We start from the raw sequence: 15,552 nt of genomic DNA, 5'->3' as shown, positions 1-15,552 counted from the left end.
CATTTATTCGTATGAGGTGCAAAGCATTTTCCATCGGTGGTACCGATAGTGGTAACCTGATTGGCAACTGAGGTACCCGATGAACGGCCCAGGTTATGGGGCATTGTTACATTCGTCGCGTCGAACACTGCGACACCGAGATAGACCGTAGTTATGGGATCACTGGCTAAAATTCGTGCGATGCGCGACTCCATGTCGAATCACGAACGTCGCATTGCCGATTTTCTTTTGGATAACGTGGAAATCGTGCGTTCGCATTCGTCCAAATCACTGGCTGAGCAGGTTGGTGTTTCCCAGTCGAGTGTCGTGAAGTTCAGTCAGAAGCTGGGATACAGGGGCTATTCCGACTTCAAACTGTCATTGAGTGAATCCGTCGCACGCTCCGCAATGCTGCCCCAGGCGATCCATGGCGACATTGCTTCTGACGATGATCTGGCTACCGTTGCCCGCAAACTTATTAGTCGCAAAAACATCGCCTTGAATGAAACGATAATGGCGAATTCGGAAGAATCTCTCGTCCAGGCCGCACAGGCGTTGCGCCAGTCAAAGCGTATTTTGCTCTTTGGGGTCGGGGCGTCATCGCTGGTAGCGCGGGATGTAGCTTACAAATTGATGAAGCTGGGCAAGTCGGTATTGATCGAGAGCGACACCCATGTACAAGTGGCCAACGCCGCAACCCTGGGTGAGGGTGACCTGGTTTTTGCGATCTCGGAATCCGGTCTTACCCAGGATGTAGTGCGCGTTGCGCAAGCGGGTGCGGCACAGGGCGCTGGCGTTTTGTCACTGACACGCTTTACCCGGAACCCGCTCACTGAATTGTCCACACATAGTCTGTACTGCGTTGCCAATGAATCGGAGGCGCGTAGTTCATCTATTCTCGCCCGCACGGCGCAGTTCATGATCACTGACCTGTTGTTTATCCTCATTTCGCAAAAAGACGTTAAGGCCAATGAGTTGTTTGAGCGCAGTCGTCGGGCGGTTGAGGTACTCCGCAGTACGTAATGGTGAGGGTGTGGGGGTGTCCACGCTGGGTGCGGAGATGCGAACACGAGGAAATTAATGGGGTTGTATTATCTGGGTGGGAATAATATATTCTTGTTGTTCGCTAATTTTTGGAATTGTTGAGCTTCATGTGGCAAGCCCATTTCGCGAACTCTGATTCAGGCCCAGTAAACTCCTGTTTATTTCTACCTGAGTCATTCACCTTGTACTTCCAATTCTTATTTCCTCCTTGTTGAATTGGCATGGGAGCTCTTTAGGGGCTCCATTTTTTCTCCCATCTTTGAGTTTTTCTCCGCCAACTGAGTTGCCCGGGTGCAACGCGATATCTTCTTTAGCAGTCTGACACTGCAGTCGAATTGGAAACTGGCGCCCAATAAAAAAGCCCGAGGAAGATTCCCCGGGCCTTGTGTTGTTTCCTGATCGTAGTGATTGCTAGTTGTTGATCTGGTTTAGTGGCGGCACCGAATGCGGCTTGCTACCTAAACCACGCACTAGCCTGGCTTTACTACGCGCTGCGAGACCGTTGATATCCACGCCAATACCGTACATGGCCGGCACCAGCAGCAGGGTCACGAAGAAAGCGACAAATACACCGAATGCCAGTGCTACCACAATGGGTTGCAGGAAGGCCGCCTGAATACTGCGCTCCAGCATCATCGGCAACAGACCGACGATGGTGGTTATGGTGGTCAGGAGAATCGGGCGGAAGCGCGCAACGCCGGCTTCTACTACGGCCTTGAGTGGTGCCATACCCTTTTCTCGCAGGCGGTTGCAGTGATCCATCAGCACCAGGTTGTCATTGACCACCACTCCCGCGGCGGCGGCGATACCGAAATAGCTGAAGATTGCCATGGTCATACCGGTTACCGCGTGGCCGAAGATTGCGCCGATAAAAGCGAACGGGATGGCAATCAGGATCAGGATCGGCTGCGAGTAGCTGCGGAAGGCGATGGCCAGCAGGCTGTACATACCGAAGAAAGCCATGATGTACAGGCCCAGCACTTCCTGGATAAACCGTTTCTCACCCTCTGCTTGACCTACGGCACCGCGGACGATTCCGGGGTAACGCTTTTCCCAGTTGGGGAAGAAGTTTTCATTCAGGTCCTTCATGATGTCGCCGCGCACATCATCTTTCAGGTCTGCCATCACACGTGCCGCGCGATTGCCATTCCAGCGCTGGATACGTTTGATGCCCGGCGCATAATGCAGTTCGGCCACCGCGAGCAGGGGTACCTCGCGTCCGTCCGATGTGCGTACACGAAAGTCTTTCAGGCTTTCGATGGAACGACGGGACTCCAGCGGATAGCGCACCATCACTTTGACGTCCTGACCGGCACGGGGCAGTCGCTGTACTTCTTCACCAAAATACGCCTGGCGTACCTGACGGTTCACGTCCGCCAGGGTCAGCCCCAGTTTGGTTGCGCCCGGCTTCAGCTCGATCCGGATTTCCTCGGAAGCCCCCTCCAGGTTGTTGCGTACATCGTAGAGACTTTCGTAAGTGCGCAGCTGCTCTTCGAGGTCAGCAGTTGCCGTTCGCAGCACATTCAGATCGGGGTGGCGGATGGAAAGCTCGAATCCGGGACCGCCATTGTTGAAGGAGTACTGTACCGAGACCTCTTTTGCGTCCGGGATATCACCCAGCAATTCACGCAGTCGCAGTGCGGCGTCTTTGGCAGACATATCGCGCAGTTCTGGTGGTGCCAGTTTGACGATGGCCATGACGCTGTCGCGGCGGGAACGGGTGTACCAGTTTTCGATCAGCACACCTTTGCCGTCCGTGCGTTCGTTCACTTCCTGCTCTAGGCGCTTCTCCGCGTCCTGCAGTTGTGCCAGCACTTCCAGTGCGCGGCTATAGGGCGCACCCTCGGGCATGACGACGTTGACGATCACCTCGTCGGACTCGATTTCGGGCATAAAGCCCTTTTTCACCCAGCCGCTGCCGAACATACCGAAGCCAATCATCATAACGGCGACGAAAATACTCAGCGTGAGGTAGCGGCGATCAACGGCCCACTGGCCAATGCGACGATAGTGGTTCTGGGCAAAATAGATAATGCGGTCGGCAATACTTTTCTGGATGCGACCAAACCAGCCGAGCTTGGTGCGTGGTTTCAGATTGCGCAGGTGTGCCGGCAGGATAAACAGGGACTCGATCAGTGAGAACAGCAACGCGAGAATCACCACCCAGGTGATATGGCGGGTAAATTCACTGGTGGAGCCACTGATAAAAATCCACGGCAAGAAAGCGAAGATGGTGGTCACCACCGCAAAGATCACCGGTTTCGCGACAAGCTGGGTGCCGAGCACCGCAGCGCCCAGGCGGCCTTTCTCGTCATTGCCGTGTTCCGGGTTATGGGATTCCGTATGAATACTTTCGCCCACCACAATTGCGTCATCCACAACGATGCCGAGCACAAGCAGGAAGGCAAAGGTGGACAGCATATTGAGGGAAACCCCCATGCTGGGGAGCAGCACAAATGCACCGGCGTAAGCGGTGGCGATACCAAAGGCGACCCAGAAAGCGACTTTGGGGCGCAGGCTGAATACCAGTACCAGCAGCACCAGGAACAGGCCCATAAATGCTGAGGAACCAATGGTTTCCAGGCGGCCCTTGAAGTCCTCGGCATTGTCGGTCCACAGGGTAAGCTTTGCCCCGGCGGGCAGAGTATCATTGCGCTTGGCAATCCAGTTACGGATGGACTCGGAGGCTGTGAGGATGTCCATGGTCTCGGTGCTCATCACCTGCAGAAGCACCGCTGGTTCCCCGTTCAAAGTCGCGAGGATTTCATTGTCTTCAAACCCGTCCACCACGGTGGCTACATCCGCGACCCGGATGGTGCCGCCATCGGCGGTCTGGCGCACGATGATATTGCCGAACTCCTGCTCGGAGTCTGCCTGGTTGCGCACCTTTAACTGGTAGGTGCCCACTTCGGTACGCACTGTACCGGCGGACTGGTTGATAGAGCTTTTGCGGATTGCATCGGCCACTTCCTGAAAGGTCATGCCGTAGCGGCGCAGGGCCTCTTCACTGACCTCGATGGAAACTTCTTCCATGCGTGTGCCGAACAGGTTTACCACGGAAACGGCGGGCAGGGTGGCCGCCTCGCGCCGCAGCTGTTCGGCCAGGCGCTTCAGTTCCCGCTCGCCGAGGTCTCCGTGTACCGCAACCCGGATAAACTCCTGGCGGTTTACCCATTGGTGCACCTGCGGGGGTTCTATATCCCGGGGGAAGGACGAGATACCGTCTACACGGATTTTCACGTCGTTCATAAAGCGAGAGAAGTCCACGTTACTCTCGGCAAGGATATACACCTCACCGGAGCCTTCAGAGGAAGAGGAGCGCACCCACTCGATATTGTCCATATCGCTGACGGCTTCTTCGATACGCGCCACAATTTGCTCTTCGACTTCCTGCGGCGCAGCGCTCGGCCAGGAAACACGGATCTCCAGGCCCGGGAAGCGAACCTGCGGGTCCATCTCCCGCTCCATGCTGTTAAACCCGATCAGGCCTGCGACAAAGATAAAAATCATGGCGAGATTGGCGGCCACGGGATTGCGTGCCCACCATGCAATCAAATTGTTCATCGACCGGCTCCCTTAGTTCCTGGCCAGGTGGGTGATCGGCTGCACTTTCATGCCGTCGACCGCGTTGGCGACCGTGGAGGTAACCACACGCTCGCCGTCTGCAATTCCGCCGGCGAGTACTACACGGTTTTCGGAGGTGGACAGCACGTCGACGGTGCGGATATTCAATTGATCGTTTTCATCCACCACGTACACCTTGTCGGCACTACGCAATGCGGAACGGGGAACGACCACTGCCTGCTGTTCCTGTTCGCTTTGCGCTTCGGCAGTGACAAACAGGCCTACTGCCAGTGGTGCTCCGTGGCTGGCACCCGCGCCGTAGGGGTCTTCCACTTCTGCCACGGCATAGATAAGGCGTGTTTGCTGATCCACAGCCGCCTGAGTGCGGACGATACGCCCCTGCCAGGAGTGCTGCTGCGCGCCAATTTGTGCGGACAGGGTCACTGCCGGACCGGAATTCTTGTCACTGGCTTCAAAGCCCATGGGGAGGTTCAGTTCCAGTAGTTGGGAGTCGGTAAGTGGCAGGCGTATTTCAACGCGATCGGTGGCGAACACGTGGCCGAGGACGGTACTCGGCGTGACGTACTGGCCGATACCGATGTCACGGCTTGCTACCCGTCCGCGAAACGGCAAGCGGATTTTGGTGCGCGCAAGATTCAGTTTTGCGTCGGCGAGTTCGGCTTTGGCGGAACGGAGGTTCGCTTCCGCTTCCAGTACCTGTGGTTTATTCACCTGCAATGGGGAAGGTTGTTTGTTCGGGTTCAGCTCGAGCCACTGCTGCCGCTTGATTTTGGCTGCGGCCTGGGCCTGGAGGAGAAGGACTTCTGCCTGTGCTACACCGGCCTCGGCGCGGGCAAAAGCGAGGCGGTAGTCTGAGTCGTCCAGCTGGATAAGGGTTTCGCCGGATTCAAATCCCGCGCCCTCGGCAAAGCTGCTGGCGACAGCTACCACCCGGCCCGATACTTCCGGCGTCAGTTGAATTTCTGTATGTGCACGGACCTCTCCCTGAGTGGTCACTGCGAGATGCACGGCTTCCTGCCGCGCCTCGGTGTACACCAGTGATACTGGCCGTTGCTCTTCTATTTTTTTCTCTGGCGCCGGCTTGGAGGCAGACATAAGTTGTACAGCGCCAAACCCCAGTGTAAGTACGATCACTGGCGCGGCAGCCTTCATGATTCGTTTATTCATTGCTCTCATCCTGCCTGGTTCGAATTAATCGCCAACAGTCCCGTTGGTGTGTGTGGGTGATAAAACCACGGAATTGTGAAGTCTTGCCACGGCCCAGAGTCGAGAGGAGCTGGATCCGCGGTAAATGGTCTGTGTAACGATTTTATTGACCATGTGAGGTGCGCGTTTGGATGCACCGGGGAAAAATAATTTTTCCAGGGCGTTTCAGATTGCCCGTAATGGATTGGTGGGGGAGGGGAAAGGGCGGCAACCCCGGGTCTCATTACAAGACGATTACAGAGTTGCCGTGGTAGATACGTTCGCCGCGTTGGAATCCGGGTGAAGTGCCGTGCATTAGAAAGGTCAGGCGCCCGCAACGTTCCCGGATGCAGTTTTTTCCATACGGTCGTCTATTTTTCGTGGCAGGGTGCCTTCGAGAATCAGGTCCGCCGCCTTCTCTGCCACTGCGATGACCGGCGCGTTGGTATTGCCGCTCACGATGTTGGGCATGATGGAGGCATCGACCACACGCAATCCCTCCACGCCGTGGACCTGCAGATTCTGGTTAACCACGGCCATTTCATCAGAACCCATACGACAGGTGCCTACCGGGTGGTAAACACTTTCCGCATGCTGACGGATAAAGGCTTCGATGTCACTGCGGGACGCCAGTCTTTTTTCCGGTAGCCACCAGTGCTTGTGGTACTGGCCCAGGGCCGGTTGTTCGATAATGTCCCGCGCCTGTTCCACGCCTTCGATCAGAACTTCCAGGTCTTCCTGGGCATCGAGATAGTTGGCGTCTACCAGCGGCAGTTCCTCCGGGTTGCCACTCTGCAGGCGCACACTGCCACGACTCAGGGGGCGCAAGCCGCATATGTGCAGCGAGTACCCGTATCCCCCGGGTCGGTGTCGACCGTGATCAAATAACGGGGCAGAGGTCAGATGGAACTGCAGGTCTGGATAGTCCCCGGCGAGAGAAGAGCGGGTAAATCCGCCGGCCTCAGCACCATTACTGGTAAGCATGCCAGTGTTGCGCCACAGGAACTCGGGCAGGCTGGCAGCAGCCTTGAGCGACGGCCAGAGGGAATTAGAGAAGGTGATCGGACGGTTCACCTTGACCACCTGTGTGACATCCAGGTGATCCTGTAAATTCTCGCCAACCCCCGGCAGGTCCACAATGGGCGAAACGCCGGCCTGCTGTAGATGCTTTGGATTGCCAATACCCGATAGTTGCAATAGATGCGGAGACTGCAGCGCACCGCCACTCAGGATGACTTCGCGACTGGCGAGTACTGTGCGCCCATCGGTCAGTTGCACGCCACACGCGCTGGTGCCACGCAGTAAGACTTTCGCCGCGCGCGCATTGGTCAGCACCGTGAGATTGCTGCGTTCACTGGCGGGGTGCAGGTAGGCGGTGGCCGCAGAGCAGCGCCGGCCATCGCGTTGTGTGACCTGGTAAAAGCCGAATCCGTTTTGCTCGGTGCCATTGAAATCGTTGTTGGCAGGGTATCCGGCACTGACCGCAGACTCGATAAACGCGGCCCCGGCGCGGGTCTTCCAGCGCAAATCGGATACTGTGAGCGGACCACTGTCATTGTGCAGTGGACCGCGACCGCGCTGGTTGCCTTCCGCCTTGAGAAAATAGGGCAGCAGGGTGTCCCAGTTCCAGCCCGGATTGCCTGCTGACTCCCAGTCGTTGTAGTCCCCGGGGTTACCGCGAATGTATACCATCGCATTGATCGCACTACTGCCGCCGAGGGTTTTTCCGCGCGGCCAGAAAAGTGTGCGATTGTTCAGGTGACGCTGGGGGGTGGTGTGGTGGGGAAGGTTGTACTTGGTACCGGCAACCAGAAAGCCGATGCCGATGGGCATATGGATCAGCAGACTATTGTCGGGAGGACCTGCCTCCAGGATGCAGACACTGAAGCGACCATCGGCACTGAGGCGATTTGCCAGCACACAGCCAGCGGAGCCTGCACCCACGATCACATAGTCAAATTCCGTATTGGAAAGTTCGTCCGTCTGTTTCATCACCGCTCGCCTCTTATTATTTCACCTTTATTCAAATGGGTCGGTCTGGGTTATCTGAATGCGTATTCGGGGCCCGGCAGCCTGGTGTTATTACTGATGGTGGCGCGCTAGCTGCCGCCGGCGATCAGCTTCAGGCTGATTTTGCTGTGCTCTAGCAGCTGATCGAGATGAATACCCTCCGGGTTCACCAGCCACTGGTAGATGCCGCCAAATATGAGCGCGCAATACTGTTCCGCAAAGGCTTCCGGCGTGAGCGGGCTGGTGCGAAAGGTTGCGCACTCCGCAATCCAGCGCGCCGCCTGCTTGCGCTGGGCGTGGTGGATCTCCTGCAGCTTCTGGGTGATTTCTGAATGGTGGTCAATGGTGTGGTAGTAGAGCTTGAACATGGCGCGCAAATGGTGGGGATTTGAGCGTACAAAATTTTGCAGTGCCGAGACGGCAGCAATGACGGTATCGATACCGGAGGTCCCGGCGGTAGAGCGATCCAGTTCTTCACACCAGCGCAGGTGCAGATGCTCGATCAGCGCGGAATAGAACACGTCCTTGGTTTTATAGCGGTAGGCCGCCAGGCCGCGGCTGTAGCCGGCAGTGGTACCAATTTCCGCCAGTGTGGCCCGCTGTGGCCCCTGGTCCACGATCAGGTGAACCGCGGCCTCGAACATCTGGCTGTCCGATTGGGCGCTGCGCTCTGCCTGGGTCATTCGTGTCGGTTTTGTGGCTGTATCGGTGCTCATGGAAATTCCTTGCGGTCTGGGGTCCGTTGGAATGAGGACCCCGGCGTCAATTTGCGGTGCATGAATACCGGATTGCGCCAGTTTGTGCCAGTCTAACCAACAAACATACTTGTAACAAGCAAGTAAGTCTGTGTATGCTGCTGAAAACTCACAGGTGGTGCAGATACGAAGGCCAGTGGTTACCAACGGCCGGTGGTTAAAAAAAGGAGATCGGTGCGGTGAAGCGAAGACTGTTTGAGAGTGATCACGAAATGTTTCGCGATTCTGTACGCAAGTTCCTGCTGGCGGAGGCGGTGCCGCACATGGAGGAATGGCGTCGCAAGGGAGTGGTGGATCGCGAGATCTTCCGCAAGGCCGGGGAAAACGGCTTTCTGTTCATGTGGGCGGAGGAGCGCTTTGGGGGGCTGGGCCTGAATGACTTCCGCTACGAGCAGGTTTTGATCGAGGAACTGTACCGGGCGGGTTGCGGAGATATTTTTATACCCACCCACAACCGGCTGGTGGGCCGTTACCTGGGTAACCTGGCCTCGGAAGAACAAAAAGATCGGTTCTATCCCGGCTGTATCAGTGGTGAGACCATTCTGGGGATTGCCATGACCGAGCCAGATACCGGCTCCGACCTCGCGGCCATGAAAACCCGCGCGGAAGATTGTGGTGATCACTGGCGTCTCACTGGTGCGAAAACCTATATCTCCAACGGCATCATCGGTGACCTGTTTGTGGTGGCTGCGAAAACCAGCGATGCCGCCAAGCACGGTGTCGGTCTGTTTCTTGTGGAGCGTGGCATGGAGGGATTCAGTCGCGGCCGCAACCTCGACAAGCTGGGGATGAAAGCCCAGGACACTGCCGAATTGTTTTTTGACAATGTGCGCATCCCTAAAAATAACGAGCTCGGTGATCCGGGCAAAGGGTTTTACTACCTCATGCAGAATCTCGCGGAGGAGCGTCTGCAAAGTGCCACCTGTTCTATTGCCAATGCCACGGCTGCACTGGACGAAACCCTGGAATTTACCCGTGAGCGCAAAGTGTTTGGCAGTCCGGTTGCCAGTTTCCAGAATAATCGTTTTCAGTTCGCCAGCATGCGTACCGAACTGGATGTTGCGCAGGTGTTCGTCGATCAATGTGTGCAGGAGTTGAACGCCGACGCATTGACCGGTGCCGATGCAGCCAAGGTAAAGCTGTTTTGTTCGGAGCTCGAGGGGCGAGTTGTCGATCAGTGCCTGCAGTTCCATGGCAGCGCCGGCTATATGGATGAGTACCGTATTTCACGCCGTTACGCGGATGCGCGCATTTCTCGAATTTATGCCGGAACCAGCGAAGTCATGCGGGAAATCATTTCCCGGGACATGGGACTGGATTACCGCAAGAAGCCTGCGTAAGCGGGACGCAATCGCAACGAATTTTTATGCCGGAGAGCTGACCGTGAAAACAAAAATTACTGAAATGCTTGGTATCGAGTACCCGATCGTCCAGGGGGGCATGATGTGGGTGGGCCGCGCGGAGCTCGCTTCCGCCGTATCCAACGCCGGTGGCCTCGGTATCCTGACCGCGCTCACCCAGCCTTCGCCGGAAGATCTCTACAAAGAGATAATGCGCTGTCGGGAAATGACCGATAAGCCTTTCGGTGTAAACCTCACCATCTTGCCGACCATCAATCCGGTGCCTTACGACGAATATGCACAGGCGGCCATTGATGGTGGAGTAAAAGTGATAGAGACCGCAGGCCGCAATCCCGCCGACTTTATTCCGATGTTCAAGGAAAATGGGGTTCGGGTGATTCACAAGTGCACGTCAGTCCGTCACGCCTTAAAAGCGGAGTTGATTGGCTGCGATGCAGTAAGTGTGGATGGGTTTGAGTGTGCCGGTCACCCGGGGGAAGACGATGTCACCAACCTGGTGTTGTTGCCCGCGGCGGCAAAGAAACTGAGCATTCCGATTATCGCGTCCGGTGGCATTGGCAATGGCTACCAGCTGGCCGCTGCGCTAATGCTGGGTGCGGAGGGGGTAAACATGGGCACCCGCTTTGTTGCTACAGAAGAAGCGCCGGTGCATCGCAACGTGAAGCAGGCCATGGTGGATGCGGATGAACGCCAGACCACATTAATTTTCCGCACGCTCAACAATACTGCGCGGGTTTTCCGCAACTCCATTGCGTCTGAAGTGGTGTCCATTGAAGGGCGCCCGGGAGATACCGACTTTGCCGACTTGCAGCCGTTGGTGGCCGGTGCCCGCGGGCGCGAACAGGTGCTGGAAGCGGGGGATGTGGAAGGCGGCATCTGGACAGCGGGTCAGGTGATCGGCTTGATCGATGATATCCCGAGTTGTGCAGAGCTGTTACAGCGCATGGTCAGCGAAGCGCGCGAGGTGATTCGCGCTCGTGCTCAATCGCTGACCTGAATTATCACGCTGGTCGCAACGGGAGGCCTCGCCGCCGCGCGCGGGCGCTTCCTGCTTAGGTCTGGTTGACAGCGTAGGGCGCGCGGCATATTTTCAAACCAATAATAAATACAACACTGGCAGCACTGTCCTGTTTGGATGAAGTTGTACAAGTCCGCTGCCATATAGTGATAAGAGAGCTGGATAATGGTTCTTCCCCCGGACAAAATCGGGTTTGGTCGCTTGCGATCTGTGAATCCTCACAGGTCGCGGGGGGATATTTTGCCTGCCGGCCAGTCTCTCGAGTGGTGCTGCGATGCCTGATTCAGCACGCACGCATTACACTCCTGCACCAGATCAGGGCGCGCGCAAGGTCATTGCGCAGCCCGCCAAGCTTTCCTGTCCCCAGACCCCACCCTTCCAGATTTTCCGTTCCGCGCTGTGCCAGCAACTCTGCGATGGTGCCGGCGCGCGCGTTTCACTGGTGAGGGCGCCGGCAGGATTTGGCAAATCCACCCTGATGCGCCAGACATTCGAACAGCTCGTGCAAAGCGGTGTGCCTGCGGCCTGGGTACGGTTGGACATGGCGGACAATGACAGCGCGCGGCTGCTGCATTTTCTGGCGCGCGCGTTGGACCAGTTATCCCCCGACAGCGAGCAGTGGGAGGCGGATTCACCGGGCGGGGCGGCACTGGACCTGCTCGACCGTGTGGAATCCCTGCCGGTTCCATTTGCCCTGTTCCTGGATGATATCGAAGTCCTGCAGAACGGGATTGCGCTGGCCTTTGTGCGCCAGCTGGCAGAGCGCTTGCCGTCCGGTGGACGCTTGATACTCGGATCGCGCACCCAGCCGGACATCGGATTGGCACGCCTGCGTGCTCGTGGACAATTGCAGGAGATCGATGCCAATAATTTGCGCTTCAGCGCAGATGAGACCACCCAGTTCCTGCAGCGCGAGTGTGGCCTGGAGATAGACCCTGAGGATATTGCGACCCTGCACCAGACCACCGAAGGGTGGGCGGCTGCACTCTGGCTGGCGTATCTCGCCCTGGAGCAGTGTCGTGACCCAGCGGGACTGGTCGCCGGTTTTTCCGGTTCCAGTGCCCTGGTGGCAGATTACCTCGGCGAGGAGGTGCTGGCGCGGCAGCCTGAGGCGCTGCGTGATTTCATGCTGCATACCAGTATCTTGCCGCAGCTCAGCGCAGAACTCTGCGATGCGGTGTGTGGCGAGGCGGGCAGCCAGGAGAAGCTGCTGGCGCTCTCGCGCAGTAGTTACCTGCTGGAGCCCCTCGACGAGGAGGGGCGCTGGTTCCGCTACCACAGCATGTTTGCGGTATTCCTCCAGGGGCAGTTGCAACTGCGTCAGCCGGATCGTATCCCGCGGCTGCACCGCGCTGCTGCGGACGCCTATCTGGCCCAGGAGCGGGTGGTGCCCGCCATCGAGCAGGCTCTCAAGTCTGGCGATATGGACTATGCACTGCCGCTCTTTTCTCGTCATGCAGAACGCTTGTTAGGAGATGGCAGGGGCCTGCTGTTGACCCGTCTGATGGGGCTGGTGTCCGCCGGACAACTGGCGCAGTGGCCGGGGCTACAGGTTGTCCATGTATGGGCGATCGCGTTTACCCGCGGCGCCGCCGATGCCATGGCACAGCTGAATGAATACGAGCAGGGCGCCCCGGCGGATTCCGAGGTACACGAACACGGTATGGCGCTGCGTCCCATGCTGTTGTCCATGCTGGATCGCCATGAAGAGGCCTACCGGGTAGCGTCTGAAAATATACAGCGCCTGCCGGCCAATCGAACCTTCCCGCACGCCATTTTGCGTACCTCGCTGGCGTATGTCGCACTGGTAATCGGGCAGTATCGCGAAGCTCAGGATCTGCTCGATGAGGGGCGTCGCCTGCAGGTTATCGACTGCACACCGTTTACCCATATTTTTGCGCAATGTGTCGAGGGCGCCATCGAATTGTTGCAGGGACGGTTGCGCCAGGGCACCGCGCGCTTCCGGCTTGCCGCCGGTGCCAGTGAGCGCAATGGTCGCCTGGTGACCAACGGCAATGCGATGGCCGCGATTCTGCTGTCGGAAGTGTGGTACGAGAGTGGCCAGTTCAGTGAGGCCGAGCGCCTGCTTCAGGTCTACGTGCCGCTGGTGCAAGAGCAGGGGGTCCCGGACCACCTGATCTGCGGCCACCGCAACCTCGCGCGGATCCTCTATGCGCGCGGCGATCACGATGGGGCCTTCCAGACAATTACCGAACTCGAATATTTCGGCTACCGCAATGAACTGCCGCGCTTGGTGGCCAGTGCGCGTCTGGAGCGCAGCCGGATCTTCCTGCTGGAGGGTGACAAGCAGTCCGCACGGGATGAACTGAAGCGCGCCGCCAGCGCTGGCGACTGGGAGCGGTTCGAGCGCTGGTCACTGTTCGGTAGTGACCTGGACACCCCGCAGGATGCAGAACTGCGCTGGAAAATACACTTTGCCGATGCCCAGACTGCGGCGCGCAGCCTCAAAGGCCTGATCAGCGCCGCGGAGTCCTCCGGTCGCGGTCGCAGGGCGCTGAAGTTGCGCTTGATGTATGCCCTCGCGCTGTTTCGCGCCGGCGAAGAAAAGCCTGCGCTGCGCCAGGTGCGCGATGTACTCAAGATCGCCGCGTCCGAACACTATGTGCGCCTGATCCTCGACGAGGGCGAGCTGGCACTGCAGCTACTGCAGCGGCTCGCTGTGCAGCAGGGGGTGGCGTTTGATCTGGAGCAGTTTCAGCGGGACCCGCAGGCCCTGTTCCGGCAGCTGGTGAGGGACCTGAAAGCCGCTACCGGACCGGAGGCCGCCACTGCGTCGCGCCCCCAGGGAGTCGACGGTCAAGCGCTGGAAAAACTGACCCGCAAAGAGTTTGAGGTGTTGCGCCTGCTGGGTGAGGGCCTCTCCAACGGTGCCATCAGTGAGCGGATGTTTGTATCGCAAAACACCGTGCGTACCCACCTGCGAAATATCAATGCCAAGCTGCATGCCCAGAGTCGCACCGAGGCCCTGGCCATCGCACGCAAGCTGCAGCTCATCTCCTGATTCCTTTTTGTCCCACCCCCTGCTGGATGCAGGTGAGCCCGAAACTGCACCAGAGTGGTTCGGCGTAGTCCCGGAAAACGATGTAATTTCATCGGAATGGACGAATTTTTTACTCGGCCACCTTCGCATACTGACCTCAATCCGAAGAAATGGATGTTTTGCGAAGGCGCGGCCGGGCCGTAACCAGTGCCGCCACTAATAAAGATAAAGACTGAGGAGAGATCTCCCATGGCGATGAAAAACAAGTCCACCAGAATATCCGTAAATACCCTGTTCAGAATCAGTGCCATAGCCTCGGCTATCGCCGCTGCTGCACCTGCTATGGCGCAGGAAGGGGAGGGACGCCAGCTGGAAGAGGTAGTGGTTACTGCCCAGCGGCGTGCAGAAAGTATGCAGGATGTACCCGTAGCAGTTACTGCGGCCACTTCTGAAGACCTGGCCATGGCCCAGGTGGACAGCATCGCCAACATCCAGCAGATCTCTTCCAGTATCAAGTTTGACGTCACCAACAGTGCTGCCAACAGTGCCAACATCATGATCCGTGGTATCGGCACCGTGGGTAACAGTCGCGCCTTTGAGGGGGCTGTGGGTGTATTTGTAGACGGTGTATATCGCACCCGCGCCGGTCAGGCGATGCAGAACTGGCTGGATATCGGCGGTTTGGAAATCCTGCGCGGTCCGCAGGGTACGCTGTTTGGCAAGAACACTTCCGCAGGTGCCCTGATCCTGAACAGTGTTGCTCCCACGACCGATGCGGTCACTCTGGATTACGAAATGGGTGCCGGAAATTACGGCAAACAGATGGCGCGTGGCGCAGTCAATCTGCCGCTGAGTGATGACCTTGCAGTGCGCGTTGCCGGTCTCTGGGGTCAGCAGGATGGCTATATCGAAGATCCCAACGGAGGCAGCTACAACGAGCGTGCACCGCGCGCACTCAAGGCGCAGTTCCTGTACGAGCCGTCCGATACTTTCTCTGCCCACCTGATCGCGGACTGGTCCGACGAGATTAACAACTGCTGCTACGGACAGGTGGATGTGGTTGATGGCCCCCTGCAGGGTTTTATCGACACAATCCTGATACCCGCACGCGGACTGGAAGCACCTTCTTCCGATTTCGAGGACTACGAGCAGGTACTGAGCGGCAAGACCGACCAGAACATCGAAGACCAGGGTGTGGTGCTTAAAATGCGCTGGGAACTGGCTTCCGGTAACACTCTCAACTCTGTCACCAGCTACCGCGACTGGAGTATCTCCCAGTGGAATATGGACGCCGACTTTACCGGTGCCAACATTCTGGTGATCAATGAGTCCCTGAACACGGAAATGGTCTCACAGGAATTCACCCTGAACGGGGACATGGATGCGTTCGGTCCGTTTATCGGTGCCGACTATGTGGCGGGCGTATACCTGGCGAAAGAAGATATCTCCGCACACCACGAACTGGAGTGGGGCGACCAGGCGCAGGCATATTTTGACCTGTACCTCGGGTTTGCCGGAATCCCGGCTGGCTATGCGGATGCTTCCGAGGGGCAGTGGAGTAATGCGGACATGCCGGCTGACAGTACCACCTACGCGGCCTTTACCCACTGGAAC

Annotated in this window: 9 protein-coding genes; 5 read left to right on the top strand and 4 right to left on the bottom strand. The window is 57.7% G+C overall.

Features of this window, described 5'->3' with window-relative positions; translation table 11 throughout:
- Positions 1-153 precede the first annotated feature (153 nt).
- The gene (locus B4U49_RS16125; RefSeq protein ID WP_078085638.1) at positions 154-1,002 is read left to right on the top strand and encodes an SIS domain-containing protein; all 849 of its coding nucleotides are present in this window, start codon (positions 154-156) and stop codon (positions 1,000-1,002) included.
- Between the two features lie 432 nt (positions 1,003-1,434).
- On the opposite strand, the gene B4U49_RS16120 is transcribed toward B4U49_RS16125, so the two are convergent.
- The 4 genes from B4U49_RS16120 to B4U49_RS16105 all read right to left on the bottom strand — a co-directional run bounded on the left by B4U49_RS16120 (position 1,435) and on the right by B4U49_RS16105 (position 8,519).
- Complete coding sequence (locus B4U49_RS16120) at positions 1,435-4,587, bottom strand: efflux RND transporter permease subunit (RefSeq protein WP_078085637.1); 3,153 nt, start codon at positions 4,585-4,587, stop codon at positions 1,435-1,437.
- Positions 4,588-4,599: 12 nt separating this feature from the next.
- Complete coding sequence (locus B4U49_RS16115; RefSeq protein ID WP_078085636.1) at positions 4,600-5,775, bottom strand: efflux RND transporter periplasmic adaptor subunit; 1,176 nt, start codon at positions 5,773-5,775, stop codon at positions 4,600-4,602.
- Positions 5,776-6,117: 342 nt separating this feature from the next.
- Entirely contained in the window at positions 6,118-7,785 is a 1,668-nt protein-coding gene (locus B4U49_RS16110; RefSeq protein ID WP_078085635.1) for a GMC family oxidoreductase, read from the bottom strand.
- Between the two features lie 107 nt (positions 7,786-7,892).
- A complete protein-coding gene (locus B4U49_RS16105) occupies positions 7,893-8,519 on the bottom strand; it encodes a TetR/AcrR family transcriptional regulator (RefSeq protein ID WP_143735711.1) in 627 nt (208 codons plus the stop codon).
- A gap of 218 nt (positions 8,520-8,737) precedes the next feature.
- Between B4U49_RS16105 and B4U49_RS16100 the strand changes: the two genes are divergently transcribed.
- The 4 genes from B4U49_RS16100 to B4U49_RS16085 form a co-directional block, all read left to right on the top strand.
- Positions 8,738-9,898, top strand: coding sequence for an acyl-CoA dehydrogenase family protein (locus B4U49_RS16100; protein ID WP_078085633.1), 1,161 nt, complete (start codon positions 8,738-8,740; stop codon positions 9,896-9,898).
- Positions 9,899-9,941: 43 nt separating this feature from the next.
- Positions 9,942-10,916, top strand: coding sequence for an NAD(P)H-dependent flavin oxidoreductase (locus B4U49_RS16095; protein WP_078085632.1), 975 nt, complete (start codon positions 9,942-9,944; stop codon positions 10,914-10,916).
- Positions 10,917-11,211: 295 nt separating this feature from the next.
- Positions 11,212-13,959: a winged helix-turn-helix domain-containing protein gene (locus B4U49_RS16090; RefSeq protein WP_078085631.1), complete on the top strand. Its 2,748-nt coding sequence runs from the start codon at positions 11,212-11,214 to the stop codon at positions 13,957-13,959.
- 228 nt (positions 13,960-14,187) lie between these two features.
- The coding region (locus B4U49_RS16085; RefSeq protein ID WP_143735710.1) for a TonB-dependent receptor at positions 14,188-15,552 on the top strand (1,365 nt) is incomplete at its 3' end.

Source organism: Microbulbifer mangrovi (genome assembly GCF_002009015.1).
Classification (GTDB): Bacteria; Pseudomonadota; Gammaproteobacteria; order Pseudomonadales; family Cellvibrionaceae; genus Microbulbifer; species Microbulbifer mangrovi.
The sequence above is the reverse complement of the archived record's forward strand: the minus strand, read 5'-3'. Positions and strand labels throughout refer to the sequence as shown.

What these genes read in the sequence shown, in the direction of transcription:
- B4U49_RS16125 (WP_078085638.1), top strand. Translation starts at nt 154, where the DNA reads ATGGGATCACTGGCTAAAATTCGTGCGATGCGCGACTCCATGTCGAAT.
- B4U49_RS16120 (WP_078085637.1), bottom strand. Translation starts at nt 4,587, where the DNA reads ATGAACAATTTGATTGCATGGTGGGCACGCAATCCCGTGGCCGCCAAT.
- B4U49_RS16115 (WP_078085636.1), bottom strand. Translation starts at nt 5,775, where the DNA reads ATGAATAAACGAATCATGAAGGCTGCCGCGCCAGTGATCGTACTTACA.
- B4U49_RS16110 (WP_078085635.1), bottom strand. Translation starts at nt 7,785, where the DNA reads ATGAAACAGACGGACGAACTTTCCAATACGGAATTTGACTATGTGATC.
- B4U49_RS16105 (WP_143735711.1), bottom strand. Translation starts at nt 8,519, where the DNA reads ATGAGCACCGATACAGCCACAAAACCGACACGAATGACCCAGGCAGAG.
- B4U49_RS16090 (WP_078085631.1), top strand. Translation starts at nt 11,212, where the DNA reads ATGCCTGATTCAGCACGCACGCATTACACTCCTGCACCAGATCAGGGC.